Source organism: Bacillus sp. FJAT-29814 (genome assembly GCF_001510715.1).
In the GTDB taxonomy this organism is placed as follows: domain Bacteria; phylum Bacillota; class Bacilli; order Bacillales; family Cytobacillaceae; genus Neobacillus.
In genome coordinates this window covers 434303-460809 of sequence record NZ_LMTJ01000005.1, presented here as the reverse complement: position 1 = coordinate 460809, position 26507 = coordinate 434303, and the positions used below count along the sequence as shown (strand labels likewise).

General features: G+C 41.8%; 27 protein-coding genes. 5 read left to right on the top strand and 22 right to left on the bottom strand.

From position 1 onward, the window contains the following. Positions 1-792 precede the first annotated feature (792 nt). From AR334_RS14675 to AR334_RS14610, 15 genes are all read right to left on the bottom strand, one after another. The gene (locus AR334_RS14675; protein ID WP_066312409.1) at positions 793-1302 is read right to left on the bottom strand and encodes a TlpA disulfide reductase family protein; all 510 of its coding nucleotides are present in this window, start codon (positions 1300-1302) and stop codon (positions 793-795) included. 18 nt (positions 1303-1320) lie between these two features. After that, a complete protein-coding gene (locus AR334_RS28950) occupies positions 1321-1452 on the bottom strand; it encodes a CcmD family protein (protein WP_082692951.1) in 132 nt (43 codons plus the stop codon). Between the two features lie 15 nt (positions 1453-1467). Further along, positions 1468-2229 (bottom strand): cytochrome c biogenesis protein, encoded by a 762-nt coding sequence (locus tag AR334_RS14670; RefSeq protein ID WP_082692950.1) that lies wholly within the window; start codon positions 2227-2229, stop codon positions 1468-1470. A 3-nt stretch (positions 2230-2232) separates the two neighbouring features. After that, entirely contained in the window at positions 2233-2913 is a 681-nt protein-coding gene (locus AR334_RS14665; protein WP_066312405.1) for a heme exporter protein CcmB, read from the bottom strand. Further along, positions 2910-3617: a heme ABC exporter ATP-binding protein CcmA gene (ccmA, locus tag AR334_RS14660; protein ID WP_066312399.1), complete on the bottom strand. Its 708-nt coding sequence runs from the start codon at positions 3615-3617 to the stop codon at positions 2910-2912. The genes AR334_RS14665 and ccmA overlap by 4 nt, the downstream gene beginning before the upstream one ends. A gap of 23 nt (positions 3618-3640) precedes the next feature. Continuing rightward, the gene (locus tag AR334_RS14655) at positions 3641-4639 is read right to left on the bottom strand and encodes a hypothetical protein (protein ID WP_066312389.1); all 999 of its coding nucleotides are present in this window, start codon (positions 4637-4639) and stop codon (positions 3641-3643) included. Further along, positions 4636-5010, bottom strand: coding sequence for a hypothetical protein (locus tag AR334_RS14650; RefSeq protein WP_066312385.1), 375 nt, complete (start codon positions 5008-5010; stop codon positions 4636-4638). The genes AR334_RS14655 and AR334_RS14650 overlap by 4 nt, the downstream gene beginning before the upstream one ends. Positions 5011-5022: 12 nt before the next feature. Next, positions 5023-5526 carry a cytochrome c-type biogenesis protein CcmH gene (locus tag AR334_RS14645; protein WP_066312378.1) on the bottom strand — a complete coding sequence of 168 codons (504 nt, stop codon included), beginning with the start codon at positions 5524-5526 and terminating at the stop codon, positions 5023-5025. 1 nt (position 5527) lies between these two features. Continuing rightward, on the bottom strand, positions 5528-7510 hold the full coding sequence (locus AR334_RS14640) for a heme lyase CcmF/NrfE family subunit (protein ID WP_066312376.1): 1983 nt from the start codon (positions 7508-7510) through the stop codon (positions 5528-5530). A gap of 25 nt (positions 7511-7535) precedes the next feature. Further along, positions 7536-7988 (bottom strand): cytochrome c maturation protein CcmE, encoded by a 453-nt coding sequence (locus tag AR334_RS14635; RefSeq protein ID WP_066312375.1) that lies wholly within the window; start codon positions 7986-7988, stop codon positions 7536-7538. A gap of 13 nt (positions 7989-8001) precedes the next feature. Then, positions 8002-9063, bottom strand: a complete 1062-nt coding sequence (locus tag AR334_RS14630; protein ID WP_066312369.1) for a hypothetical protein — start codon at positions 9061-9063, stop codon at positions 8002-8004. Positions 9064-9305: 242 nt separating this feature from the next. Then, positions 9306-9989: a c-type cytochrome gene (locus AR334_RS14625; RefSeq protein WP_066312368.1), complete on the bottom strand. Its 684-nt coding sequence runs from the start codon at positions 9987-9989 to the stop codon at positions 9306-9308. A gap of 3 nt (positions 9990-9992) precedes the next feature. Continuing rightward, positions 9993-10448: a PCYCGC motif-containing (lipo)protein gene (locus AR334_RS30650; RefSeq protein WP_285858368.1), complete on the bottom strand. Its 456-nt coding sequence runs from the start codon at positions 10446-10448 to the stop codon at positions 9993-9995. Between the two features lie 164 nt (positions 10449-10612). Further along, the gene (locus AR334_RS14615; RefSeq protein ID WP_066312362.1) at positions 10613-11104 is read right to left on the bottom strand and encodes a DUF6803 family protein; all 492 of its coding nucleotides are present in this window, start codon (positions 11102-11104) and stop codon (positions 10613-10615) included. A 27-nt stretch (positions 11105-11131) separates the two neighbouring features. Further along, on the bottom strand, positions 11132-12925 hold the full coding sequence (locus AR334_RS14610) for a sulfite exporter TauE/SafE family protein (RefSeq protein ID WP_066312359.1): 1794 nt from the start codon (positions 12923-12925) through the stop codon (positions 11132-11134). 261 nt (positions 12926-13186) lie between these two features. On the opposite strand from AR334_RS14610, the gene AR334_RS14605 reads away from it, so the two are divergent. Then, positions 13187-14071 carry a patatin-like phospholipase family protein gene (locus AR334_RS14605; protein ID WP_066312357.1) on the top strand — a complete coding sequence of 295 codons (885 nt, stop codon included), beginning with the start codon at positions 13187-13189 and terminating at the stop codon, positions 14069-14071. A 24-nt stretch (positions 14072-14095) separates the two neighbouring features. On the opposite strand, the gene AR334_RS14600 is transcribed toward AR334_RS14605, so the two are convergent. Together AR334_RS14600 and AR334_RS14595 are read right to left on the bottom strand one after the other, a co-directional pair. After that, entirely contained in the window at positions 14096-14485 is a 390-nt protein-coding gene (locus AR334_RS14600; protein WP_367576361.1) for an SA1362 family protein, read from the bottom strand. A 57-nt stretch (positions 14486-14542) separates the two neighbouring features. Continuing rightward, positions 14543-15487, bottom strand: coding sequence for a DUF1385 domain-containing protein (locus AR334_RS14595; protein WP_066312353.1), 945 nt, complete (start codon positions 15485-15487; stop codon positions 14543-14545). Positions 15488-15732: 245 nt separating this feature from the next. Here AR334_RS14595 and AR334_RS14590 point away from each other — a divergent pair, with 245 nt between their 5' ends. The 3 genes from AR334_RS14590 (at position 15733) to efp (ending at position 17950) form a co-directional block, all read left to right on the top strand. Then, entirely contained in the window at positions 15733-16230 is a 498-nt protein-coding gene (locus AR334_RS14590; protein WP_066312350.1) for a YqhR family membrane protein, read from the top strand. A gap of 78 nt (positions 16231-16308) precedes the next feature. Then, positions 16309-17370, top strand: a complete 1062-nt coding sequence (locus AR334_RS14585) for a Xaa-Pro peptidase family protein (RefSeq protein ID WP_066312346.1) — start codon at positions 16309-16311, stop codon at positions 17368-17370. 22 nt (positions 17371-17392) lie between these two features. After that, a complete protein-coding gene (gene efp / locus AR334_RS14580; RefSeq protein WP_066312342.1) occupies positions 17393-17950 on the top strand; it encodes an elongation factor P in 558 nt (185 codons plus the stop codon). A gap of 55 nt (positions 17951-18005) precedes the next feature. Here efp and AR334_RS14575 read toward each other — a convergent pair whose 3' ends face one another. The 4 genes from AR334_RS14575 to copZ all read right to left on the bottom strand — a co-directional run bounded on the left by AR334_RS14575 (position 18006) and on the right by copZ (position 22857). Beyond that, positions 18006-19376, bottom strand: coding sequence for an ATP-binding protein (locus tag AR334_RS14575; RefSeq protein WP_066312339.1), 1371 nt, complete (start codon positions 19374-19376; stop codon positions 18006-18008). Continuing rightward, positions 19376-20062 carry a response regulator transcription factor gene (locus AR334_RS14570; RefSeq protein WP_066312337.1) on the bottom strand — a complete coding sequence of 229 codons (687 nt, stop codon included), beginning with the start codon at positions 20060-20062 and terminating at the stop codon, positions 19376-19378. The genes AR334_RS14575 and AR334_RS14570 overlap by 1 nt, the downstream gene beginning before the upstream one ends. 110 nt (positions 20063-20172) lie before the next feature. After that, complete coding sequence (locus AR334_RS14565) at positions 20173-22587, bottom strand: heavy metal translocating P-type ATPase (RefSeq protein WP_066312335.1); 2415 nt, start codon at positions 22585-22587, stop codon at positions 20173-20175. A 63-nt stretch (positions 22588-22650) separates the two neighbouring features. Next, positions 22651-22857, bottom strand: coding sequence for a copper chaperone CopZ (copZ, locus tag AR334_RS14560; RefSeq protein WP_066312328.1), 207 nt, complete (start codon positions 22855-22857; stop codon positions 22651-22653). Between the two features lie 304 nt (positions 22858-23161). Here copZ and AR334_RS14555 point away from each other — a divergent pair, with 304 nt between their 5' ends. Continuing rightward, a complete protein-coding gene (locus AR334_RS14555) occupies positions 23162-23419 on the top strand; it encodes a hypothetical protein (RefSeq protein WP_066312322.1) in 258 nt (85 codons plus the stop codon). Between the two features lie 337 nt (positions 23420-23756). Here the strand turns inward: AR334_RS14555 and AR334_RS14550 are convergent, their stop codons facing one another. Beyond that, complete coding sequence (locus AR334_RS14550; protein WP_066312316.1) at positions 23757-26315, bottom strand: vitamin B12-dependent ribonucleotide reductase; 2559 nt, start codon at positions 26313-26315, stop codon at positions 23757-23759. Between the last annotated feature and the right edge of the window lie 192 nt (positions 26316-26507).

The window sequence follows — 26507 nt, the reverse complement described above, 5'->3', positions numbered from 1 at the left end:
CAATCATTTTGGTCACGTAGAACCTGTCTACGTGACCGGTTTTCAGTTTTCCCAACCATTTTGGTCACGTAGAACCAGTCTACGTGACCAATTTCTAGTATTTCCAGTCATTTTGGTCACGTAAAAACCGGCTAAGTAACTGGTTGCACCTTTTTTCTGAGCTGAGTTAGGTATAGATAGGCTTATGCAACGATTAGTTGGATTGTTCGAAGAGGATAGAATTAATTTACGAATAAATGCCGTTAAAGGAAAATGAGGAAGTGAACGAGATTACAATTCGGGTAAGCATAACAGAGGCAAATGAGCAGGTTCTTCTAACGACATCATCCCAGAACAAAAACTAAAGATTGCAACACACTTGTTAAAACTTAGGAAAAGTGTGTTGCAATACCTTTGATTGATTAGCCTCCTGTTGATTGGAGCGGAAGGTGCGAAGACTCCTCGAAAATGCTTCCGCATTTTCTTCGTGCGGGGGGAAATTCGTGGAAGTAATTCAGTGTCCTGCGGGAGTACGGAACAGGGGAGACCCCGCAGGTGCGGAACGCACCGAGGAGACTTCCCGAACCGCCCGCGGAAAGCGAAGCACCTCCTCCTAAAAGCTATCGCTTTTAGTCGTGCGATGCCTATGCTGCCGAAGCTTTCCTTGTGGAGCGGAAATCAACAGGCCCAATTGCAGGGGAAATTTCAAATAAAATCGCTAATTTGATTCTGGATATAATAAAAATTGCCGAGAAAAATACACTTTCTCGACAATCTGAAAGTTGAACCTGATAATGGTAATCCTTTTTTAATTTATTTATCGTATTTTTTCGCCCAGTTGTATAACATCATTTCCGTAACCGGCCCGTTGTAGTGCTCCCTGATTATACCTTGTGTATCGATGACAAACGTTTCGGGCTGGCCGGTAACATTGTACCGCTTGGAAATCTTGGCGTTATAGTCAAATAAATAGATCATTCCCTCTTGATTGTTCTTGGTGACCTTTTTTATTTTATCCATTGTTTCACCACGGTTCATCATGATTAATGGATATTTATCGCCATAGTCTTTATGGAAGGCGGCAAGCTCCGGAAATTCTTCCTTACAAGGTGCGCACCAGCTGGCGAAGTAATTTAAGATGACGACCTTTCCTTTGTAATCGGAGAGTTTGGTCATGCTGCCATCAAGATTAGGCAGTTCAAAATTATAGGCCTTATCGCCAACATCCGTATGCTCGCCTTTTGTTACCAGACTGTATCCGAAAAAGCCGAACATGCCTACGATAAGAATCAACACAAGTGGCTTAATTATCCGCTGGTTCATTGGACTTCCTCCACTAGTTTATTTCTCAATCTGCTTTAAGAATTCGATTTCCTTTTGGATCTTGCTTTGTTTTTTATCAATGATAAATATATACGCAAAAATAATCACCCAGGCAACGGAATAGGCAGCATACATAAATTCGTAATTCATCAGTGATTCCTCCTATTATTTATCTAAACTTTCTCTTATTTTTTCTTTGTACTGCTCAACTTTAAGTTTCATATTTTCAACGGTAACACCCTTATTCAACAAATAAGCGTAAAGGACGGTAAAGGACGCAATCGACACAAGCAGGGCGACCAACATTGTTGGGGCAATTCCGCCGCCTGATTGGTTCTGTCCTTCACCGAATACAATCGGGTGGAGTTTCGTTTGCCACCAGCGAATCGCGAAGAATACGATCGGTACGTCTACAAAGCCAATAATGCCAAATACTGCAGCGAGTCTAGCTTTTTTATCCCAGACACCATCCATATGGCGAATCATGATGTATGCAATATAAATGAAGAACAGAATCAAAGTGGTAATTAACCGTGGTTCCCAAACCCACCATGTATTCCAGGCGGATTTTGCCCAAATTGGGCCCGTTGTCAGGACAATCAGCGTAAACACAACGCCGACTTCAGCGGAAACGTAGGCATAGGTATCGAAAATTCTTTTCCGTTTGATTAAGAACAAAATACTTAGTACACAGGTGACAAAGAAAGCAAAAAATGCGACCCATGCCGAGCTGACATGGAAGTAAAAGATTTTTTGCGCCGCTCCCATCGTTCTTTCTTCTTCTGCAAAAATGAAGATGAAATACAAGGAGGCCAGCATTGAAATCACTGTTCCGTAGAATAATAGTTTTGGCAGGCTCGAGCTTTTTTCATTCGGCAGCTGCGCGGCAGGAAGGGACGTTTTTTCCCGTTCGAGATTCATACTCATCTGTTAAACCTCCAGCACATAATCAATTAGTAATAAAGCGACAACAAAGAAAATCACATCATAGGCGGTGACCATCTGCGTCCAGGCTAAAGCACTCGATAATTTGCTCATGTCGGATAAAATAATCCTTGTTGCCTGGGTAACACCGATCAAGATTGGGCTTGTAATCGGAAACAGCAATAATGGCAAGAGCATTTCGCTACTTTTGGAATTGGCGGCCAATGCAGCCAAGAAAGTGCCAATCGATACGAAGCCAAAACTTCCGACAAAGATGACGAGAATAAAGTAAGCAATGCTGCCGGTCATTTTAAAATCAAATAACAAGAACAAGAATGGGATGGAAACAATTTCGACGATTAAGATCATCGTAAAGTTGGCAAAAAACTTGCCTAAAAAAATGCTTGCCGCTTCCATCGGTGCCACAAGAAGACCTTGCATTGTGTCATTTCGCTGTTCAGATATGAATGACCGATTGAGGCCCAAAATACCCGCAAACACGATAATGACCCATATGACTCCTGGAATCACAGCTTTTGTCGTGTTGTTGGCCGGGTCAAACGCAAAGCTGAACACGACAATGACCAAGGCCGCAAAGATAATCTGAGTAACTAATATTTGTTTTGTTTTTAATTCCGAAAGTAAATCTTTTTTTGCGAGTAAGAGGGCCGATGAAAAGATGTTCATGATACTACTCCCTCCACTTGAAGCTCGTATTTTTCAGAGACAACGCTTAATGATGGCTGCTCGATTTTGAAATCATCGACAATTTTTCCGTTTTTCACAATGATGATTCTGTCGCAAATCTCGGCTGCCTGTTTAAAATCGTGTGTTACCATTAATGTCGTTGTTCCTTTTTGTTTCATGTTAAGTATGACATTATTCAAAATGGAGATTGCTCCCTGATCGAGCCCTGTATGCGGTTCATCCAAAAGCAGGATTTCCGGCTCATGGATAATCGCACGAGCAATGGCAATCCGTTGAATCATCCCCCGTGAAAAATTTTTCACCGGCTCGTTTAAGAAGAAACTTAAGCCAACTTCTTTAACTAATTCAATCGCCCGCTGCTCCGAATTGTTAACTCCATATAAATCACCAAAGAAAATCAAATTTTCCAATGGTGAATAATGATCGTATAGCAAGCTGGAATGTGGTAAATAACCTAGAATTTTTTTTATGGCAATCTGGTTCTTTTTTAAATCCAAACCATTGATTTTAATTGTCCCCGATGTGGGTTTGATTAAGGTGGCCAAAACTTTTAACAGCGTGCTTTTCCCCGCTCCATTTGGGCCAAGGATGGCTACTGTTTCCCCTTTTTTTACCGAGAGGTCTACGCCACGTAAGATCAGCTTATTATCAGCCTGCTTCGTCAGCTTTTTAATTTCTATCATTGCGGTCCCTCCCATTCCGGCTGCTAGTCTACGAAATTGCGTAAGTTTAATTTTACCTGTACCAGATGCTGTTTATAGGCATCCAGTTTGGCTTGGTACTCCTCCTCAGAAAGTTTGCCATCGCCAAAGGTTTCTTCCAGTTCAATGATTTTGTCCATTATCGCTTTTTGCTTGGTCATCAGCAGTTTAAATGCTTTCTCTTCCTTATCTGCTCCTAGCCGTTCTTCTTCCAATCTAGCTTTTCGTCTGAAGTAGACATAATAGGAGATTCCAGCTATGACGATCACTCCGACAATAATCAAAAAGATATGCGGGTCGAAGCTGCGCAATGGGGATTGTGCCCACATCCGTAAATGACCCGGGTTGTGGAAGGCAGGTGCTGTGTGGGTAACATTGCTCGCTGCCCCGCTGTTACTTGCTGTCTGCTCCTGCTTTGAAGAATCAACAGCAGGCTGAACATCTTGCTTATATACCATAGTAAAAGTCTGGTCAGCTTTTAAATCTTCAAGTGAATAAAGCCAAAAGTTCTTGCCATCCATATTCAAAAGCTCCGGTCCTGTTGAAGTCACCCCGTTAAATTCAACGCTGCCATTTCCCTCTTCAACAAGCATCATCAGTGATTGGGTTGGATAATTGATGGTTAACTTTATGTCTTTTCCCTTATCCATTCGGTAGCTATAAGCCAGTTCAATCCGCTCATTAGGCCCAACCGGAGTTGTTGTAATAAACCCTTTGTCGATTTGTTTTGCGGCAATTTTGCTATCCAAGAAATTTAAATCCTTCGCTCCTTCTGGAAGTGTTACCGTCAGAACGGCCTCACTTTGTCCGTCGCCCTTGTATTCCTCGGCACTGGAGTTGACATAATAGCTTCGATTATTTAAATACGTAGAAGAACCATCTTCAGCCGGACCGACTACGATATACTGCATATCCGTAACAATCTTTGAATCTGACGCTGCCAATCCCTGAATCGGAATCAACAGCATCAGTCCAAGGAGGAAAACGGTGATTTTTCTGATCACTTTCCTTCCCCCTTTTTGATTTTATAACTTTTCATTTGCGCCTCAATCTCTTTCTCGACTTCAGCCATTAAATCCTGATCGACTTTTGTGACGGCCACGTCCTCTTCTTCCTTCATAATCTTGGCGATTTCTATTTCGTATTGCTTCTTCAAATGCTTGTAATCATTGTGGGAGATCTTATCCATCTTGTACTCAAATTCCAATTCATTTAATGTTGTCAACAATGCTTCCTTTGTTGACGCTAAATCCTGATTTTTGGGGGCGAAATGTAAATACGTATCCCACTTAAATAACGGTGCCAATATTAGAAATAAACAGGTCAGCGCCAATGCGGCTGTAAAGATCATCGAAATGATGGAAATATCCTGCATTTTGTTCACATCCTAAAGATACTTTTTGCGTTCTTCGTCAATGATGGAAGAAAGAATTTCGCTTTCCACTTCCTCCTCAGGGTTCTGGGTGATCATTTCAGTTTCCTCTGGGCCTCTCCGTTTTACCCATTTGCGAATCACGAAATACAAGCCTGCGCCAGCCCCGCCTAATGCTGCAAATGGAAGGACCCATGCTGTAAGACTAAAACCCTTTTTTTCGGGGGAAGTCAGAATTTCTTCGCCGTAAATGTTGACATAATACTCACGAATTTTATCTTTGTCCCAGCCTTTATTCATCATATCAACCAGGTCTGCTTTAAATTCAGTGGTTAAGTTGCATGTATTCGGGTCGCATTCGTAATGATCCTGCCCGCAACCGCATGTACAGGCAAACTGCTGAGCGACTGCTTTAAATTCTGGAGATTTGTAGTCAAACTCTTTTGCTTCCACACGTAGGAATGAACCTTGAAAAATAAACGCTAGTACGAGGAGCCCGACATAAAACTTGTTCTTCATATTAAGACACCTCTTTACGTACTCCAGTGTATCTTGGAGTGACGTTTCCATATTTGCCGTTCCATACAGCGAAAAGCGCACCGATGACGATCATAAATGAACCGAACCACATCCAGTTCATCATAGGGTTAATTTTGACAACAAAGGTTGCTTTGCCGTCATTTTCCCAGGCGCTTAGCACAATGTAGAGGTCCTCTTTAATAGATGAAATGATCGCCACTTCTGATGAAGGCTGCTCCCAGTTGCCGTAAAAGACTTTTTCAGGCTGGAAGGTCCCTATTCTTTTACCATTTCTAAATACTGTTACATCGGCATAGACAATATCGTTAATACCTTCACGTTTTTGATCCAAACGCTCGTAGTTTAATCTATAATCCTTCAACTCTATCGAACCGCCCAGCGGAACGGTTTTCATTGTTTCCACGTCATAGTTCTGGGAACCGATAATCCCCATAGTGATAAAGGCGATGCCAAGGTGAACGATATATCCACCGTAGCGGCGGCGATTGCGGATCATTAACCGGTATAAAGCGACGAGCGGTGATTCTTTTGTCATCTTTCTTCTTGCTTTGACACCTCTATAAAACTCCAAGAAGTGAGTAACTAACAATAGAGCAATAACACCATAACCAATCACGGCCCAGGCTTTTGTGATGCCTAATACTACCATCAGCACCATTGCCACTACTGCAAGAATGGCAGGAATCATGAAGTTTTTCTTGAGATTTTTAACAGTTGACCTTTGCCATGCCAGCAACGGACAAACCGCCATTACGAACATCATTGATAATAATATCGGTGCTTCCACCTTGTTGAAGAAAGGAAGACCCACTGTAACCTTCGTGCCTCGTACAGCCTCGGAAACGAGCGGGAATACAGTTCCCCAGAACACCGCGAATGCCGCGCCAACAAGCAGCAAGTTGTTTACAAGGAAGCTGCTTTCCTTGGAAACAAATGATTGAAATTCACCGGCGCTCCGTTTTAACAGGTTGTAACGGCTCATCAGCACGTATAATGCCAAGATGGTTGCAATTGCCATAAAAATTAGGAAATATAATCCTAGATTAGAATTGGCAAATGCATGGACAGATGTCAGCACGCCGCTTCGAACCAGGAAGGTACCAAATAGGGTCAAGGCATATGAAACGATAATTAAACTGATATTCCAAATCTTCAACATGTTTTTCCGTTCCTGAATCATGACAGAGTGCAGGAAGGCTGTAGCGGTCAACCATGGCATAAACGAGGCATTTTCAACCGGATCCCATGCCCAGTATCCGCCCCATCCCAGTTCGACATAGGCCCACTGGCCTCCAAAAATGTTGCCAAGGCTTAGAAATAACCAGGCGATAATCGTCCAGCGTCTAGTCATTTTAATCCAGAAATCATCAACGTTTTTCAATAGCAGCGCTGCCATTGCAAACGCAAATGGTATGGCTAGCCCTACATATCCGAGGTAAAGTGTGACAGGGTGAATAATCATTCCCGGATTTTGCAGCATTGGGTTTAATCCTTTTCCTTCTAGCGGAACCTGATCAAGCAAAACAAATGGTTTGGCGACAAACCCTAGAATGAAGAAGAAGAAAACCGCGTTTGCCAGCAAGATGGATGAAATGTATGGAACCATCGGGTTGCCTTTCATCTTTCTTGAGAAGGCGATCATTGCGATATATAGCGTCAGAAAGAACGTCCAAAGTAGCAGGGATCCGGCGTTGCCTGCCCAAAGGGCTGTGAGTTTATAGATAACCGGGAGTTCACTGCTCGTATAATCAGATACATATTCGTATTGGAATTGCGAAGTTGCCAACAGGTAGAACATGGTCAACATGGCTAGGGATGTACAAACAAGAAGTGCAATAAGTCCGCCTTTACCGCTGTTTACCAGTTTTTGATTTTTTATGCTTATTCCTAGTGTCGTAATTAGGAGTGAATATATCGCGATTGCCAATCCGATATATATGGTTGCATTAGCAAATAAGTACATTTCGTCACCTTCTTAAGTTTGCCTTTTATTGTTCCTTCGGTGGCTGATTCAGTTTTTCTTTATGTGTTTCGGGATCATAGTTTTTCATGTCTTCACCCTCATATTTGGAAGGGCAGCGCGTTTTGACTGTTTCTGCAACAAAGGTATTCTTTTGAGTTGGTGCACCTTGGAGAATGGTAATAACGCCATCTGAGAAGTTATCCGGCTTTGTTCCATTATGAATCACATGCATGATGTTGCCGTCGTTATCTTTTACATCAAATTTCAATTCTATTTTGTCTGCGTCCCATTTAATAGAATCTTCGACCAGTAGTCCTTCTACGGTAACAAAATCATCTTTATAGTCTTGTTGATTTGCCAACAGCTCTTTCATCGTCAATTCAACACCACTTGATCCAGGGGTTGCGGCCATTAAGAGGAAAACAATTGCACCAGCAATAATAAATCCGCCAAGCATGACGAGTGTATTCTTTTTCATCCAAATCACCTCATTAGATTAATTTTTTCATTTCTTCATCGTACGTTTCTTGGTCAATTTTTCCGGTTAATAGTTTTTTGCGCAGTTCTTTCTTGGCTTCGTTGCTGACTGTTTTGTTCACCTTTTGAGTTGTGGTTGACCCTTGTCTTTTTTGGGGCTGTTTATTTTGTTTGGACATTTTTGCCTGACTTTGTGAATTGGCCTTTAATCCTAGGTAAACGAAGGCCCCGGCAATGATGATGGCAATCCCGATAATCGATGCCCCGCCGATTCCAATGATTGGACTTTTACCTCCATCCTTGCTGTTGTCGCCCAAAATTTGGTCTGTCGCGCTGCCGCTGACACCCTCATGGTTTTTATCATTAGGCGGCTGGGCTTTGGAAATGGCCTCCATTGTTGATTCCGTCCCATCTTTTTTATAGGAGAAGGAATACTTCAACGGTTCACCAATTTTGACGTTTTTATATTGGTAGAAATAAAGCTCCTCGCCATACTCATTTTTGGAATTTTCTTGGGCCTTTGGCTCAAGCTTGATTTCTTTTGCATTCATCGGTGCATAAAAAATAACATCAAGCTGTTCTGTTTCTGCTTTATTCGTAAATTCATAGGTAAAGCTTTTTTGATCTTTTACATCAATCGATTGGGTGTAGTACTCAATGACAAACTGATATTCTTGATTATTTTTAATCGGTTTTCCTGGTTTCCAGCTGATGATCCCCTTCTCAAGGTCTACGTCATATGGACGTTGAACCTCAGGCTTGTTTTCCTCGGGAAATTCGGCTACCAGGAAGGCATCAAAACCTTTTTCCTTTGCGGGTACCGCAAGTTCAATTTTTCCGTCATAGTCCTGTCCGGTCTTATTTGTAATCGTCCCGTACATCCCCACTAATAGCGAAGGAACTTCTCTTGAAGCCCAATCCTCCGGGTAGTCAAACTCTGGCATTACCTGAATCTGCATCGCCTTATAAGGGAATTTTTCCGGCTGAAATTCTGCTTCCGCATAAGCTTTGGGCAATATCCAGCTTGTTAGAAATGAAGCGATCACTATTAATGCCACTAACCTTTTTTTAAGCATATTAATCCTCCTTGACCTTAAAAGCTCTCTCTCATCTGATAGTTTTCTACTATAGTCCTCTTCGAAATAAATATAATCTTTATCTACTCCGTATTGTTGATATACCTATGAACATTTTGTTAAACGATAAAAATCGTTACGTTTTTGACATAAAAACATCACAAATTGTTCATATTTAGGGAAGTGTCAGGTCAGAGATCGTTATACTCAGAAATAAAAAACCTTGACTCCAGTAGATGGAATCAAGGTTTTAAATAATCATCGGGCTTTTCGTTACTATACTTGATCGAACGTATATAACTGATAATGTCGGATATTTGTTCCTCTGTAAGCTGTCGAGCCCCGTCGAGCCCTTTTAATGAAGGACCCATTCGGGTTTCTTCACGGCCATAAGCGGTGGTAATCCAAATCTGCTTGTCCGTTGTATATTTTAAATACTCCGGATGGGCAAGGACCGTTCCCATTTTTACTTTGCCCGCGCCAGACTCGCCATGACAGTTAAGGCAATACAAACCATAAAGTTTTTTTCCATTCTCCGGGTTACCGGAAATCGTTTTCGGAACATCAAACTTGATTTTTTCTGTCTGCCAATCCCTGATAAAGACAACCAAATTATTGATCTCTTTTTCTGATAACCTTTGGACATAAGCCGGCATTGCAGTGCCTTCCCGTCCATACTTCACATAATTATATATGTCTTTATCAGAAACGGAGTTTAAAAAATTTTGATTATTTATTGCAGTGCCAGCATTGGCAGCTTCACCTTTCCCGGTTTCACCATGGCAAATTAGGCAATTTTTCTCATATATCTTTTCTCCCGAAGCAATAGCTTCGGCATTGCCGCTTCCAAAGATCCGGGTATTTCCGATTACAAAAATGATTCCAATAATGATTAGCATATAACTGCCAATTAATATTTTCTTCATGGGCTACTCCTTAGGTTCAGGCGTTGGAGTTGGCTCCCCGTAATTTCCATATTTCGTGGTAATCAAATCATAAATCTTTTTAGGGCTTTTACCGTTAAGATGCAGTTCTACCGCCTCCCGGGCGATATCAATACAAACATCTCACGATATACTCATGGAATCCCATTCCTTGACAGCCTTGTCATCCCCGAACTGGTCAATATAGCAGTCTAGATTACTTTCATGGCCATCCTGGGCAAAACAGCCGCAATAACATGGGACTTGTGCCACTACCTCTGGGTAAGTTGCCGCCATTACATAAGTTTCTTGAATTTTATCGGAAGAATTTAACACATAATCAGGAAACGGCGCATGCTTTTTATCAAGCGTCCATTTTTGATCTTCAATTTTAGAACCACAGCCAGCTGCGATTAGAACAATTGCAATGCAAAGAACGAAAAGAGAAGTAATTCGTTTCAATAGTTGTCACCCCTTTCTCCTATATTACAAATTCATTTTAACAAATAGATTGAATCGTAACGGGTGCTAATTATTACTATTTGGTGAAGTTTTTAAGATTTCTATACTATCAATACTTGTAAATGAATTGGTCGGAATACCTATAGGGTTTTCCGCAATATTTTTTACATATTCATATGGCCAGAACCTGCTCCTGTACCGATAGATGGATCAAGCATCCCAAATATCATTGCTACATGGGCCACAATCAGAAACATGCCGACAAAGAATGCATGGATTTTCAGTTTTTCCAGTGTGGTTTTGTTTCGGTATAGGACCCCAAGCTCTAACAGCGCCATTCCCAATAACGGAACGACCCCAAGCAGATAGAACGTAACAGCAACAACGTCTATCCAGCCCTTCCAGTCGCCATTGACGGTCAATGGAACAAAAGCATTAATCATTAAATAAATAAAAATACCAGTAAAATAAATTCCAGCAAAAATACTTGTAATCTTATTAACTTGTCTTAAGGTGCCGTCCATTTTCCGTGTAAACAGAATCGCAAGTTCCGTAATAGCAAGGGTTTCCGCGCAAATAACAGGGATGGCCATAAAAATAATTAGATTCCACGGCTGGTTTTCCGCCAGCAAACCCATATAATGTGTCATATTCATTCTTTTCATCTCCCCGAATTGTAACTTCTAGTTTAGGAACTTACTTCTGATCTGTTCCAGGTCGACTACATTGGCATCATCAACTGCCTCAATGACGCCAAGCAATTCCTCTTCATTTAGATAAATTCCGTAAATGCCTGGTTTTTTTATCGTAAATTCAATTTCGGCCATCCCCTCCTTTCCGATGAATTCACTTACAATTTCCTTTGTATTGGCATTCATAATTAAGAAAGATTCATCTTTCCGATTAAACTCGGTGAGATCAAAGGTTATCTTCGTGCTCATCCCTTTATTGACCACCATGATTAACGGTTCCAGCTCATACCCAATTCCTTTTACTGTCAAAAATTGGCCATTGTTAACTACCTCTGCTTTTCTCACCAACCGATCTGTAGGCACTTTGCTGATATCATCGCCATATATACTTGGCCCAACAGGCTCAGAAGTCCCCGCAGTTGCTTTTGTAGATGAATCTACTCCCGTTGCATTGCTCTCAGCGGCAGAAACGTTGCCAAGGTCATCGACGACTTTAATCATGCCCCGCTTCATTCCCATCCAGCAGCTAAACGGCATATCTTCATTTCCCGGAGTGAACTCGATGATGTTCTGACCGTCTTGAAGCTTTTGCTGTACCTTTAAATCTGTAATAACGATCGTATTATTGCAGCCCGTTAGTTGCTCAACATTAACGACCCACTTAACCGGGACACCTTTTTTTACGTATAAAGTGTTGGGATTATAGCCACTGACATTGGCTACCATACTCAGCACCTGTACCCCATCCTTTAAAGTGGCTTTAATGGCCCCACCGGTCCCGAAAGAGCCAGTTGTTCCTCCATTGCCCACATTTGCCATTAAGAGAAACGGACTTGTATTAACCCCAGCAAGTGCCAGACCTCTGTTGCTCATAATTAATCCAAGAACAATGATCAGGATGCCACTGAATTTAAGGATTTTCTTTGTGTACCCTTTACTCAATAGTCCTGATAGCGCCCCAAATGTCAGCATGAGCGGTACAGTTCCAAGCGAAAACATAAACATCGATATTGCACCGCCAAGCGCACTGCCTGTTCCCAATGCATAGATCTGCATTGTCTGAAGCGGTCCGCAAGGCATGAACCCGTTCAACAGCCCGATTATAAGTGGCGTTCTTGGCTTCGTCATGGCCCGGCATGCGACAGCAGGCAATTTAATCTGAATTTTTCTGAAGACCCGAAATCCCGCCATATTAAAGCCCATTATAATCATGAAAACACCGGCAAATAGTTGGAGACCGGCCTTGGCCGTAAGCGAAAGGGCTATAACCGAGCCAATTGCTCCGATCATTCCGCCAAGGATTGTATAAGCGGTAACACGTCCAAGGTTATAAAGCAATGCCGGCTTGATTGCAGAGTATTTACTGCCACTTTCTTTTCCGATTGTCTGAGACAGCATAATGCCTCCGCACATTCCCACGCAATGGAGCGAGGTGACTAGTCCGACTACAAATAACACGACATACGACGCATTGGCCAGTTTTTCATCCATATTGAAGCTGCCAGTATTAAGACCTAGCAGTACGATGGCCGCGGCAATAATTAAAATCCCAATCAACTTATAGCCACGCGAGTTTTCTGTGCTGTAGCCAATCCGATTGATGGCCTCTTTAATTTCTCCCAGGTTGCATATTTCATCGTCATACTCGATTTCCGCAAATTGTCCGCTGAAATCAGCCTTTACATCACGGACCCCATCCAGTTTTTTGACTGTCCGTTCGATTCGTTTTTCGCAGGAGGTGCAGGTCATATCAAAAACCTTAAGTTTTGTCTGTCTCATGCTCATAGTGAACCCTCCCTTTACTCTTTTAGTTCCTGTCTGATGAGTAAAGTATAAGGATTTCATATGTTGACGGTATGAAGGAATATTGTGAGGAAGTGAACATTTTGTGGACATAATTTTGCAATTAAATGAATGAGTTTTTTACTATTAAGACTCCTGTGTCCTAACTATTCGATGAAAAAAATTCTGCTTGTCACCCGTACTATTTCCGTGTGTTTCCGCTTAAAGATGTATCAATAAGTACATCTTTGGGAGTGGCTGCATATGAATATAGATGGAGTATTTTCGGGTGGCGGCATCAAAGGGTTTGCTCTCATAGGCGCTTTAGAGGAAATAGAAAAAAGAGGATTTCGGTTTGTCAGGTTAGCAGGAACGAGTGCCGGTTCCATCATTGCAGCACTAATCGCCGCCAGATATACCAGCAAAGAAATTTATCAAATGATGGATGAGGTGGACTTAAAAGCTCTGCTAGATTCAAGAAAGACCTTCATTCCCTTTAAATTTGCAAAATGGTTGCTGTTGTATTGGCGATTGGGCCTTTATAAGGGGAATGAACTTGAAAAATGGCTAAGAGGTAAATTGGCAGTTAAGGGACTGCGGACCTTTTCCGATTTACCGGCCAACACCTTACGTGTAATTGGGTCGGACCTCTCTAATGGGCAAATGATGGTTTTTCCTGATGATTTGGTGAAATACGGCATAACGCCAGGAACATTCTCGATTGCAAAGGCCATCCGAATCAGTTGCAGCATCCCTTATTTTTTTGAACCTGTGAAGATGCGCTCGCATGATGGTACCAATATTTTGGTTGATGGAGGGGTACTAAGCAACTTCCCGATGTGGCTGTTTGACCAGGAAAACGTTAAAAAGCTTAGGCCTGTCCTTGGAATTAAGCTAAGTTCCAGCGAGTATGAGCATGAAAAACATAAAATCGATAATGGCATAGAACTTTTTGGTGCCCTATTCGAAACAATGAAGGACGCCCATGATTCAAGATATATTTCGAAAAAACATGCACAAAACATTATTTTTATCCCTGCAGAAGGGATAATGCCGATTGAGTTCCATTTGACGGAGGAAAAGAAGAAGGCATTATTGGAGCTCGGCAGAAACCAAGCCAAGAAGTTTTTGGACCGCTGGGGATATTAAGCAAAAACGTAAAAAATCGAGCGGCTAGAAAGACGCTCGATTTTTCTTTTTCCCTTTTTTCCCATCGATAACCGTCAGGTGAGCAGGAGGCTTCTTTTTGGCTTTGGTTTTCTTCAATGTAGACAATGTACCAAGAGCGGAACCTTTTATATTCGTTTCTCCACCCTTATGCTGCAATCGTTTCTTTGACCTTTTGGCTGCTTTGAGAAATGCCCGCTGCTCTCTTTTTTGAGGGCTCGAATTTGAAAATTTCCGAACAACAAAAAAAATAATCAAGCCAATTACGGCGAAGACAAAGATATTCTGTATAAACTGAGCAGGATTGGTTGTAAATTTAGTAAAAATGCCTAATAACGCGAGAATAATCAGTCCCGCAACAACAATTGTGGATGTTCGATATTTCAAGAAAGCCACCTCCCTAAGAGCATCATAAGCATTTTTTTATTCTTTTAAACACTTAAAAGGGAAGATTTAGACAATTTCTTCTGTTTGGATGATTCTAGACGTTTCCTCTTCTCTTCTAAGCAATTCTTTAAAGGAAAGAATCGCCACCTCCACCTGTTCATCATTTGGTTCCTTGGTCGTTAACAACTGAAGCCAAAGCCCTGGAATACCCAAATATTTTAGTACGGGTATATCCCTTAATTTGTTCGTAAATTGCAGAATTTCAAAAGCAATTCCAAGCACAACCGGGATTAACAAAAGCCGATCGACGATTCGTAACCATAGCGGGCTTGTCGGCACAAGCAAATAGATAAACATTCCTACAATAACAGTAAACAGAATGAAACTGCTGCCGCATCGATAGTGGAGCCGGGAATGGGCTTGCACATTTGCAACGGTCAACTCCGCACCTGATTCATAGGTATTAATTACTTTATGCTCAGCGCCATGATATTGAAACACCCTTTTTATTAGAGGTGTCAATGACACAAAATAAATATAGGAAAGCAGCAGGATTAACTTGAAGGTACTTTCTACCATTACCTGCGCAAAGTCTGACGGAAAAATCGGTTTTGTTAATTCCGCCAGAAAAACAGGAATTAACGTAAAAGCGAATTTCCCGAACAGAAATGAAATGACCCCAATTACGGCGACTCCAAGGTACATGGTCAATTTAGAAACCTCTTGCTTCTTAAGCGTATCATCCTCTTTAGGGTCGAGGTCAAATCGTTCAGTGGAGAAGTTTAGATGCTTGGATCCGTTTGCACTGGCTTCGATGATGGCGATGATTCCACGAATAAACGGGATTTTTTTCAACATAGTTAACGAGGGCTTGCTTTTTCGCGGCAAATGGAAATATTCGACAGAATGGTCTTTTCTACGAATCGCAGTAACATAATGATGCTTACCGCCAAACATTACACCTTCCACAACCGCTTGACCGCCATATACAGGCTTTTGAGAATTGGACATGTAGTTTAACACCAACCTATAAGAAAGTTGCACTATGCAGAAATTATTTCATCTGTATATGTACTTATCTGTATTCTACTAGAAAAATGAAAAAACCTCTAGGAGATGGCTTAAGATTTCCATTTATTTTAGGAAAATTTTTAACATGCAAGGCAATGGTAACACATGGGCATACTATGAGTGGCATTTATTCAACAGCACCAACAGGAATCATACAGAAAAAAATTCAGCAGGAGGTCATCAATATGACAAAAGAGCATGAATTAGGAAACTATCCAAAACCAATGCCCATGCCGATAATGGTCTTTTGGACAGGACTATTTGGAGGCCTGTTTTGGAGTACAATTGGTTTTATGGCGTACTATTTTCATTTTACTGAAATTCGGCCAAACGTTCTTCTTGAACCATGGCTGCTTGGAAAATGGAAATTTGGCTGGCAAGGAACACTCGTTTCGATACTCATACTCGGAATTCTGTCGATTGCCGTTGCGTTTCTATATTATGCATTATTAAAAAAGTATAGTAGCTGGTGGTTCGGTCTTGGATATGGAATCCTTTTATTCTTGATCGTGTTCTTTTTAATCAATCCACTTTTTCCGGGGATAAAACCAATAGCTGATTTAAGCCGGAATACCATCATTAGCTCCGTTTGTCTCTTTAGCATCTATGGAATCTTCATTGGCTACTCGATCAGCTACGAATATCAAAATAAAAAAATGGAAGAAAAAGAGGCCGCGACCTAAGTTGTTATTAGTAGGCTGCAGAAGGTTGTGATAAAATATTTCTGTCTAGGCATGGAGGAGAAAAGGAGAGTTGAAACGATGACGAAGTTGGAAAAGTTGCGTAATAGTTTTACTGATAATGGAATTGATGGAATGCTAATCACCAGTCCATTTAACCGCCGATATATATCAAACTTTACCGGCAGTTCAGGAGTTGTTTTAATCAGCGCTGAAAAAGCAATGTTTATTACAGATTTCCGTTATATTGAACAAGCAAAAAAGCAGTGTGAAGGATTTGAAATCATTAAATTTAACGATTCTATTCCGAAAGAAGTAGCAGAACTATCGAAACAGCTGGGCATTCAAAAGCTGGGATTTGAAGAGGACCATCTCACATACTCTTCTTTTACAGTATATGATAACGAAACAGAAGCTGAACTTATTCCGATTTCTGGAGTAATTGAAAAGTTACGCTTGATAAAGACTGAAGCAGAGATTAAGATATTAAAGGAAGCGGCGGATATTGCCGATGCTGCGTTTAAGCACATCTTGGATTTTATTCGCCCAGGAAAAACAGAACTTGAAGTTTCCAATGAGCTGGAATTCTTTATGAGAAAAGCGGGTGCTGTTTCCTCATCCTTTGATACGATCGTTGCTTCCGGATACCGCTCTGCCCTCCCTCATGGAGTTGCAAGCGATAAGGTCATTGAGGCAGGAGATTTCGTTACACTAGATTATGGCGCTTATTATAAAGGATATGTTTCCGATATCACGAGAACGGTTGCCGTCGGTACTCCTGATACAAAACTGAAGGACATTTATGAAATTGTCCTTGAAGCACAGCTTCGCGGCGTGGCCGGAATCAAACCTAGCCTTACAGGAAAGCAAGCCGATGCCCTAACAAGAGACTATATAACTGAAAAAGGATACGGTGAATTCTTCGGACATTCAACCGGGCATGGAATTGGGTTAGAGGTTCATGAGGGCCCAGCGCTTTCATTTAAATCTGATATGGTGTTGGAGCCAGGAATGGTTGTTACTTGTGAACCAGGAATTTATATACCGGGCCTTGGTGGCGTTCGAATTGAGGATGATCTGCTGATTACGAATGACCATAACGAAACACTGACTCATTCAACAAAGGAACTCATTATTTTGTAAAGAACTTAGGAGGATATGTTACATGATTTCTGTTAATGATTTTCGTACAGGGTTAACAATCGAAGTCGACGGCGGCATTTGGCGCGTCATGGATTTCCAACACGTAAAACCGGGTAAAGGTGCGGCATTTGTCCGTTCCAAACTGCGCAACCTTCGTAATGGCGCGATTCAGGAAAAAACATTCCGTGCCGGTGAAAAAGTAGAAAAAGCGCAAATTGATAACCGGAAAATGCAATATCTTTATGCAAGTGGCGACCAACACGTCTTTATGGATATGGATTCCTACGAGCAGGTTGAGCTACCGGCAAGCAGCATTGAATATGAACTAAAATTCTTGAAAGAGAATATGGAAGTCCATATTATGATGTTTGGCCATGAAACTCTTGGTGTTGAATTGCCAACAACAGTTGTACTTGAAGTGACAGAAACTGAACCAGGAATAAAAGGGGATACTGCATCCGGCGGTTCCAAGCCAGCCACTCTTGAGACAGGTCTTGTCGTTCAAGTCCCATTCTTCATTAACCAAGGGGATAAACTTATTATTAATACCGCCGAAGGTTCATACGTATCCAGAGCGTAATAATTTTAAAAAGCCTTATAACCGACTGAACTCGGTTATAAGGCTTTTTTTCACATTAATCAATCTTTGAAAAATAAACTGTAAATTTTGTCCCTTTTGCATCCTTGCTTTCCACTGCGATACTGGCATTGTGGAGCTGCAGTATATTTTTGACAATGGTTAGACCAATACCCGTGCCCTCAATTTCCTTTCTGCTTTTATCCCCGCGATAAAGGCGCTCAAATATAAAAGGCAAATCATCTTGGTTAATTCCAATCCCGTTATCGATCAATTCGACAACAATCTGCTGTTGGTTTTCAAAAAGCATAATTTCTACCCTGCCTTCTGGATATGAAAATTTAAGGGCATTTGACATTAGATTAATAAAAACCTGTTTGATTTTATCCCGATCGCCGGTAATAGTATAATGCTTATCTCCATGAATATGATAATCAATTTTAATTTTCTTTTTTTCAGCAGCCAGATAAAAATCCTTGCAAACATCTGAAATCAATTCATCCAGCACAATCGGTTCATAATTTAATTTCGTGCTTTCTGCTTCAAACTCCTTAAGATTATTTAAACTATTGATCAACTTTCCAAACCGGATGACTTCCTCATTTAAATATGTCAATTTCTCTGATGTAATCGGATAAACCCCATCAATCATTGCCTCCAAATTGTTTTGCAATACATTTAAGGGCGTCCGTATTTCATGCGAGATGTCTGAAACCAGTTTTTTTCGAAGCCTGTCCTGGTAATTTAATTTACCTGCCAGGATGTTGACGCTATTGCGCAGGTCCTCGAGTTCCTTAATGTTACTTTTGCTATTTGATTTCATATCAAAATTTCCTTTAGACAACCCGACAGAAAGCTTGGCTACTTCAAGAATCGGAATGGAGAACTGTCTTGAAAAGTACAGGCTTAAGGCACCGATAATAACAAGTGTCAAAACCCCGCTGGCAATAATACTTTTATTGATTGATGTTTTAAAATTTTGGTCCTCTTCAGTAAGCAGTACAGAATTATATTGGCCAATATCGACATAACCAACGAGTTTGCCATCCTCTTTCAGTTTAAATGTTTTGGTTGTATAGACGCCTTTTTCTTGGACCGGCATCATTCCCATGCTCAGCTGGCTTTTAATGTCATTAGGGTTCATCCCCCACACCAGCCTTTTGTTTTGATCACGAAGCGTTAAGCAATAATTGCCCATATACGCTTCATGCATCAGTTCGATACCTGTGTTGCTCGTCCAAGCCCCTTCCCGTTTATAGGCGTCTTCAAAAAATGATACGATTCGCTGATAACGTTTGTTCTGGATATCGACCATATATTGATTAAACTTATTCGACACTGTGACATTAACAAACAATGTAACGAGGGAAATCGCCGCAACAGTACAGGAAATAAATAATAGGCTCAATCTTCTGGAGATGGATTGCACTACCACTCACCGCCAAATTTATAACCTGCTTTCAACACTGTTACAACATACTTTGGATTCTTGGTATCAGTCTCGATTTTCTTGCGAATATTTTTGATATGGACATCGATCGTACGGTCAAACCCATCGAAGTCCTCGCCGTAAAGCTTATTGATTAGCTGCTCTCTTGATAACACTTTTCCTTTATTGGCTGCAAGTGTCCAGAGGATATCAAACTCATTCGGCGTGAACGGAATTTCCTGGTTTTGTATTTTTACTGACCGTTTTTCGCAATCAATGGATAAATTCCCATCATCAAAAACAGCGCCGGATGAGCGAACTTTACCATTAATCCGGCGAAAAAGGGCGTTTACTCTCGCTGTCAGTTCCCTGGGACTATAGGGCTTAATCAGGTACTCATCCGCCCCAATATTTAATCCTTCAATCCGGTCATTAATCGCCCCTTTGGCAGTCAGCATAAAAATATGAACATCAGACGTACTGCGGAGGATTTTGCACACTTCTTCGCCACTGATGTCGGGCAGCATTAAATCAAGGATTACAAGGGAAATGGGATTCCGCTGAAAAAGTTCGACCCCCTTTAAACCGGTCCCGGCACAATGAACCTGATAGCCTTCCTTTTCCAAATATGCTGTAATAACACCGGATACACTTTGTTCATCTTCGATTAATAATATGTGATTCAAACCTCTCACCCAGTTCTTTAAAAAGGTTATTTTAAAATTAGTATACTAGCTAAAGATAGTGTAAAAGCGAAAAAAGGCTGACAATTATGTGTCAGCCTTCAAAACATGTTTTATAGTTTTACCTTTTGCAGTCTAAGTGCATTGAGGACAACGGAAACCGAGCTAAAGGCCATTGCTGCACCGGCCACCCATGGAGCTAAGAATCCAAGGGCTGCAATAGGAATACCTAACGAATTGTAGCCCAGAGCCCAAAACAGGTTTTGTTTAATATTGGTGATGGTTTTCTTGCTCATATAGATGGCATCGGCAATGCTGTTTAAATCGCCGCGGATTAACGTAATGTCCGCCGCTTCCATCGCCACATCGGTCCCTGTCCCGATTGCCATGCCGATATCGGCAACCGCCAGCGCCGGGGCGTCATTAATGCCATCCCCGACCATCGCTATCTTGTTGCCTTGTGCTTGAAGCTTTTTGATTTCGTCCGCCTTACCCTCCGGCAGCACTTCGGCAATGACATGGTCAATCCCTGCTTGGGCAGCAATTGTTTTGGCCGTTTGCCCATTATCACCAGTAATCATGATGACATCAAGCCCCATTTTTTTAAGGCGGTCTATCGCGGTTCTTGATGTTTCTTTTATAGTATCGGCGACAGCGACAGTTCCGGCATACTCGCCATTAATGGCTGCCAGCATCGCGGTTTTCCCTGCACGCTCCAATTCATCCATTTTGCCAAGAGCATTCGCGATTGAAATATTGTATTTATTCATTAATTTTCTAGTCCCTATGAAGACTTCCTGTTTATCAATAATGGCTCTAATCCCGAATCCAGGAATCGCTTCGAATTCAGTCGGATTCTTTAGAGAGATTCCCTTTTCCTTTATCCCTTGCACAATTGCCTGTGCCAAGGGATGCTCGGATTGCTTTTCAGCAGAACCAACTAACGTCAAGAATTCCTCCTCGGTCAATGCTTCGCTTGTCAGCACATCCGTTAATACCGGTGTTCCATTTGTAACGGTGCCGGTCTTATCGAGCACAACCGTAGAGATCCGGTGGGTCATTTCCAGATGTTCGCCGCCTTTAAACAGAATGCCGAATTCTGCCGACCGGCCGGAACCGGCCATAATTGAAGTAGGCGTTGCGAGCCCTAGAGCACAAGGACAGGCGATGACAAGCACGGCAATCAGTTTTTCCAATGCTTCCGGGAAGTTGCCAGGCTCAGCCCACACATACCACACAATAAAGGTAAGAACAGCAATGCCGACAACGATCGGGACAAAAACTCCGGAGATTTGGTCAGCCAGACGCTGAATCGGCGCCTTTGAGCCTTGCGCTTCCTCAACGACTTTAATGATTTGTGCCAATGCTGTATCTCTGCCGACCTTTGTGGCTTCGACTTTTAGGAACCCATTCTTGTTAAGTGTTGCACCAATGACTTCGTCACCGATCTTTTTATCAACCGGGACACTTTCCCCTGTCAGCATCGATTCATCAATGGCGGATTGTCCCTCGATGATCATCCCGTCCACAGGGATTTTTTCACCTGGTTTAATATAAAGAATATCGCCAACAATGACTTCTTCAATCGGGACTTCGATTTCTATTCCGTTTCGATTAACGGTGGCCGTCTTGGCCTGCAATCCCATGAGTTTCTTAATCGCTTCCGAGGAACGCCCTTTCGCTCTGGCTTCGAACAGTTTGCCTAACAGAATCAATGTAATCAAAACGGCACTTGTCTCATAATATAGCTCGACCATATGAGCACTGTTGCCAAGCGACATCACTGATAAATATAAACTGTAAAAATAAGCTGCCGAAGTGCCAAGGGCAACAAGAACGTCCATATTGGCGCTTTTGTTTTTCAATGCTTTATAGGCCCCGATATAGAATTGTCCACCGATGATGAACTGAACCGGGGTGGCCAGAGCCAACTGGACCCATGGATTCATGAACGCATCCGGCACCCAAATAAATTGAGTAAATGAGAAGTGTCCGACCATTGCCCATAACAACGGGAACGAAAGAATTGCCGCAAAAATAAACTTTTTCGTTTGTTTTTCAATTTCTTTTTGGCGATGATCTGTCGTATCCTTAAATTCTTCTTTAAGGTGCGCCCCATAACCAAGGTTTTCCACTTTTTTGATAATGTCACCAGGTGAAAGTGCAGAACCGTTAAACTCAACTGTTGCTTTTTCCAATGCCAGGTTGACGTTGGCCTTGACCACGCCGTCGAGTTTATTCAGCCCCTTTTCAATTCTGGCTGAACAGGCCGCACAAGTCATCCCAGTAATATCAAACTCAGCTTTCTTAGTTACTACATCATAGCCCAGGTCCTTGATTTTTTTCTCAATATCTTCGACTTTGATTTGGGCCGGGTCAAATTTAATGGCCGATTTCTCCAAGGCCAGATTGACAGTCGCCGACTCAACACCGGCCAATTTGTTTAGCCCTTTTTCAATACGGGCGGCACAAGCGGCACAGGTCATGCCAGAAATTTGCAAACTAGTTTCTTTCAAAGCTTGACTCATACAAGCCAACTCCTCATAGATAGGTTATATTATTTTTCCAAGGAATCAGCAGTTTAACAGAATTTACACAACATCGTAGCCTTGGTCATCAATGGTTTCTTTGATTTGACCGAGACTGACCTGCTGCGGGTTAAACTCCACGTCAACTGTAGCTGCATCCAGGTTTACTTTTACGGCACTAACTCCATTAAGGACGCCGACACTGCCCTCTACCGCTTTCACACAATGGCCGCAAGACATTCCTTTTACGTTTAATGTTACCTTTTCCATTCCAATCTTTCCTTTCGTGTTGGGTTTGTTTTATATTGGTTACACTTTAATCCTACTATACCCCCCTATCCTATGTAAAGAGGATAATTCCCGTTTTTCATTAGTTCGAGAAATGTTCACATGTTTAGGGGGTTATGTTTGTTTGAAGCGTAGCATAACGAAATGAAGACGGTTTGAAGATGATCGATTTTTCATATTTTAGACAAATTCTATGATAGTTCTTTTACAAAAATAATATTTTCATATGGTCTTCATATTATAGCGGTATGCTGAGATCAGATCTTATAGAAAGGAGTAATGACATATGAAAAAGCTGGCAGTTGGTTTGTTTAGTGCAGCCTTAATACTGGGTGCGGGAACAGCTGTTTTTGCAGCAGGAAACAGCGGAAATGGGAATGGGTTGAGCTTCGAGGAGATGCTGCCTTTTATGCAAAAAATGCATCCCGATTTTTCAAATGATGAGTTAAATGAAATGTACAAGGCTTGCCATGGCCAAGGCGGGATGATGGGCGGAACTAACGCTGTGGATGTTGAAGGTGAAAGTATGATGAATAGTTTTTGATTAAGGTAACAAAGTTAAAAAGCCAAGAATAACAACGGGAAACCGATGCTCTTGGCTTTTTACAATACAGTGATCCCTGCCAAAATGCACGTTTAATAAAGTCTATTAGACAAAATCACCTAGATTATGGGGAAAGTGTCTATTAGAGCCGTTCTATTAGACAAAATTTGTTGGGGCAACGTTGAAAGTGTCTTTTAGAACGCCTCTATTAGACAAAATCCACCACTTTAACCAACAAAGTGTCTTTTACAACGTCTCTATTAGACGAAAAGCACGTTACATCGGCCAAAATGTCTTTAATAAAAGAGGATGGAGAATCTCCACCCTCATCTAACTCTTATAATCCACACTTTAATTGAGCACCACAGTTAGTACAAGTATTGCAACCGCCCATTTCTTCTACTTTACCTTTGCGGCATACTGGACAAGTATTTCCAACTTCAGATCCGATTGTTACATTCGTAGAACGAAGGTCGGTAATGGTCTCAACTAAAACTACGTGTTGCTTTTCTTCCTTGTCATCAAAAATTGATAACTGTTCGCCTGTGTTTTCTTCAGCTTTTAATGTTAAAACCTGAGAATCGCGTGAACCGTCAACGTAGACAGTACCACCTTTTGCACCGCCACGGTACAGGCGCTCGTAAACTTTTTCAACCTGCTCTACGCTGTAGCCTTTCGGTGCGTTTACCGTTTTACTGATGGAGCTGTCAATCCAGCGTTGGATGACACATTGGACATCAGCGTGTGCCTCAGGAGCCAACTCCATTGCAGTGACGAACCAATTTGGCAGGTTATTTGGATCCGCTTCAGGATTATGATCTAAATACTCTTGAACGATGTCAGCTTTTACCTCGATAAATTTACCAAGTCGTCCGCTACGGAAATATGAGAATGAGAAATAAGGTTCTAATCCGGTACTAACTCCAACCATGGTACCAGTGGACCCCGTGGGAGCAACAGTAAGCAAATGAGAATTTCTAATTCCACTTTCCAAAATCGATTCGCGGAGATCTTCCGGCATTTTCTTCATAAATCCAGTATTAATGAAAGCCTCGCGTAGTTGGTCAGTTTCCTCTTTTGTATCAGCAGTTAAGAATGGGAAACTTCCCTTTTCTTTTGCCAATTCAATTGATTCTCTGTAGGCAGTGGTTGCAATTGTTTCGAACACTTTGTCCACCAGTTCATTTCCCTCTGGTGAACCGTATTCTGTCTCACAGTAGATTAGCAGATCGTGTAGACCCATAACCCCTAGGCCGACTCGGCGTTCGCCCAATGCTTGTTTCTTGTTTTCTTCCAAGAAATATGGTGTAGCATTAATGACATTATCCTGCATGCGGACGCCCACTGCTACTGTATTTTTCAACTTTTCAAAGTCAACTGTCTTTGTTTCTTTATTGGCCATTTCTGCAAGGTTAACCGCAGCAAGGTTACATACAGAATATGGTGCGAGTGGTTGCTCTCCACACGGATTCGTTGCTACTACCTGTTGACCATATGCTTTCGCATTTGTCATGTCATTGGCATTGTCAATAAAGAAGATGCCCGGTTCTGCAGAATAGGTCGCACAAATATTAATTAAGTTCCAAAGTTCTTTTGCCTTAATCTTTTTATAGACGCGCACTTTGTGGCCCATTCTTTCCCACTCACGGACGTCACCTACTTGATGCCACTGCTCATTGTAGATTTTCATTTCCTCTTCGTCGTAGCTTTCAACATAAGGGAAACGCAGTTCATATTCACTATCGTTTTCGACAGCTTCCATAAATTCTTTCGTTAAGCAAACTGAGATATTTGCACCTGTTAAGAATTCCGGGTTATGAACGGTATACGTACCGCCTGTCGCCAGTTTTTCCTCAGCATCCGCGATTATCGCCTCACTAAAGCCGCCGTATCCAGGCATATTTTTATAATTAACGATTCCCTGATACATTGCCTCTTCCGTTACAGTAAGAGGTGTAAATTTCAGCTTTTCCTTCGCAAGCTTTTTGATTGTTTCATCGGTTGTATGTTCAATTAAGAATCTTAAAATTCTTGGATTTTGCATCTTGGAGATAATAAATTCAATAATATCCGGATGCCAGTCCGATTGCATGATCATCTGGGCACCCCTGCGCGATCCACCTTGCTCCACAAGATGAGTCAACTTCGCAATATCATCCAACCACGATACCGAACCAGATGATTTGCCGTTTACGCCTCTCGCCAGGGTGTTTCGCGGTCTTAAGGTTGAACCGTTGGTGCCGACACCGCCGCCGCGACTCATGATTTCCATTACCTGTTTGCGGTGGTCAGAGATTCCTTCACGTGAGTCCGGAACAAATGGCATCACATAACAATTAAAGTAGGTCACTTCGGTGCCAGATCCTGCTCCGTAAAGAACACGGCCGGCAGGAACGAAGTTGAGATTAACCAATTCTTGATAAAACTTCTCGGTCCACTCAATTCGCTTCTCTTCCGTTTCCTCAACAGTTGCTATTCCGGTAGCCACCCGCTTGGCAATTTGCTCGTAAAACAGTTCAAGGGGCTTTTCAATGACATCCAGCGAGCTCCAAATAATGCCTGTTTGTGCTGCATCACCATCGAGGACACCTCTAAATTCCTCTTCTACCAAGACCTTGGCTTTCTTTTTCTCCCAATCTATTTCTTGAATGTATCCTAAGCCTCGTGCCGGGAATTTTGGGTCTTCCTTAATCGTCAGAACAACAAAGTCTCCGTTTGTGAGGGTAATCTTTTCGGTGTCTTTAAAGGTGTAGCGATCCAGCATAACCAATCGCGAAACACCCTTATGAGTTATCTTCATATCTGGAGTAACCGGGTGTACCTGTGGAAATAGGCGGATATCCTCGTTCAACCTTTCAAAATCAATATTCAATTTTTGTCTAAAAACAACAGACATGAGAACAACTCCTTCAAATAAATCTCTATCTCTATGCAAGAATCTAGTTGCAAGCTAGTCCTAGGTGACTTGATATACTAAAGGTATCATAGAGGAGGATAAGAAATCAATATATAGTGTTCGATATTTTTTCGACACCACTATATATTGTATGTCACGCAAAAAACATTCATTTTGTCAAACATAAAAAAA